Genomic DNA, 1622 nt, shown 5'->3' with positions numbered 1-1622 from the left:
GTCCATACGCCGCTAAACGGGCGCCTGCGCTTTTCTAATTTTTATTACGGAGGCTAACTTTATTAAATGAAGATTAAAGAAATTATTGTTGTGGAAGGAAAAGACGATACGACAGCAATTAAACGGGCACTTGATGCAGATACAATTGAAACAAATGGTTCAGCTGTGAATGAGTCAACGATTGAAAAAGTAAGACGCGCTCAACAGTCCCGAGGCGTTATCATTTTTACGGATCCTGATTTTCCCGGTGAAAAAATCCGCAAGACGATCGCTGAGGCTGTTCCTGGTTGTAAACATGCATTTTTAACGAAGGAAGCGGCGATGGGAAAGGTAGGGGAAAGCCTTGGTGTGGAACATGCCAGCCCTGAAGCCATCCAAGAGGCTCTTAAGGATGCCCAAATCATGCATGAAACCTTTGCAGAGGAAATAACCCAAGAAGACCTGATCACAGCCGGTCTGATCGGCGGTGAAGGGGCTAAAGAGAGAAGAATCATGCTTGGCAAGATATTAAAAATTGGTTATACCAATGGAAAACAACTGCATAAGCGCTTAATGATGTTCCAAATTGGAAGAAAAGAATTTTCAGAAGCACTAAGGGTTGTACGTCAGGAGGAACTACATGAATAAGGATATTGCTACCCCGGTAAGGACAAAAGACATTTTAAAAAAATATGGTTTTTCATTTAAAAAGAGTTTAGGTCAAAACTTTTTAATTGATACCAATATCTTAAAAAAGATTGTTAGCTTTGCGGATTTAACACAAGAATCAGGAGCGATTGAAATTGGACCGGGTATTGGCGCACTTACGGAACAGTTGGCCCGGACAAGCAAAAAAGTCGTTGCTTTTGAGATTGATCAACGGTTACTGCCTATCTTAAATGATACCTTATCACCCTATCCCAATGTTAAGATTATTCATAACGATGTGTTAGAGGCAGATGTGGCCGAAGTTATGAAAGAAGAATTTAATGATATTGACAATGTCATGGTGGTTGCGAATTTACCTTATTATGTGACAACGCCAATCATCATGAAGCTTCTTGAAGAGCATTTGCCGATTCGCGGGATTGTTTGCATGCTTCAAAAGGAAGTGGCAGACCGAATTTCAGCTAAGCCAGGAACGAAGGACTATGGCTCACTTTCTATCGCCGTCCAATACTACACGGAAGCAGAAACCGTCATGATTGTCCCAAAAACAGTGTTTGTACCGCAGCCGAATGTGGACTCCGCAGTCATCAGGTTAACACGAAGGGAGCAGCCGGCAGTTGCGGTCACAGATGAATCGTTCTTTTTCCAAGTTACAAGGGCAAGCTTTGCTCAACGAAGGAAAACCTTGCTTAATAACCTTACCAGCCAGCTGCCGGAAGGGAAGCAAAAGAAGGAAGACATCCTGCAAGCCTTAAGTGCGAGCGGAATTGACCCAACTAGAAGAGGGGAGACACTTTCCTTAGAGGAATTTGGCCGCTTAAGCGAAGCATTATATCCGTTTTTCCATTAGACCCTATTATTATAGGGGTCTATTTTTGAGGTGCAAACGGTTAATCATAAACCTAATCGATAGCAAATCACATAAATTTCAATTTCCCAACACAATTCACAGTATATTGCACAGTAAAAAGGGC

General features: G+C 42.0%; 2 protein-coding genes. Both read left to right on the top strand.

Annotation, left to right across the window (positions count from 1 at the left end; genetic code table 11):
* The first annotated feature begins 66 nt into the window (after positions 1-66).
* Positions 67-627 carry a ribonuclease M5 gene (gene rnmV, locus BDR01S_RS24500; protein WP_066249235.1) on the top strand — a complete coding sequence of 187 codons (561 nt, stop codon included), beginning with the start codon at positions 67-69 and terminating at the stop codon, positions 625-627.
* A complete protein-coding gene (gene rsmA / locus BDR01S_RS24495) occupies positions 620-1498 on the top strand; it encodes a 16S rRNA (adenine(1518)-N(6)/adenine(1519)-N(6))-dimethyltransferase RsmA (protein ID WP_066249238.1) in 879 nt (292 codons plus the stop codon). Before rnmV ends, rsmA begins: the two co-directional genes overlap by 8 nt.
* The last annotated feature ends 124 nt before the right edge of the window (positions 1499-1622 follow it).

Source organism: Neobacillus drentensis NBRC 102427, assembly GCF_001591445.1.
GTDB lineage: Bacteria > Bacillota > Bacilli > Bacillales > Cytobacillaceae > Neobacillus > Neobacillus drentensis.
This window is presented reverse-complemented; position numbering and strand designations above follow the sequence as displayed.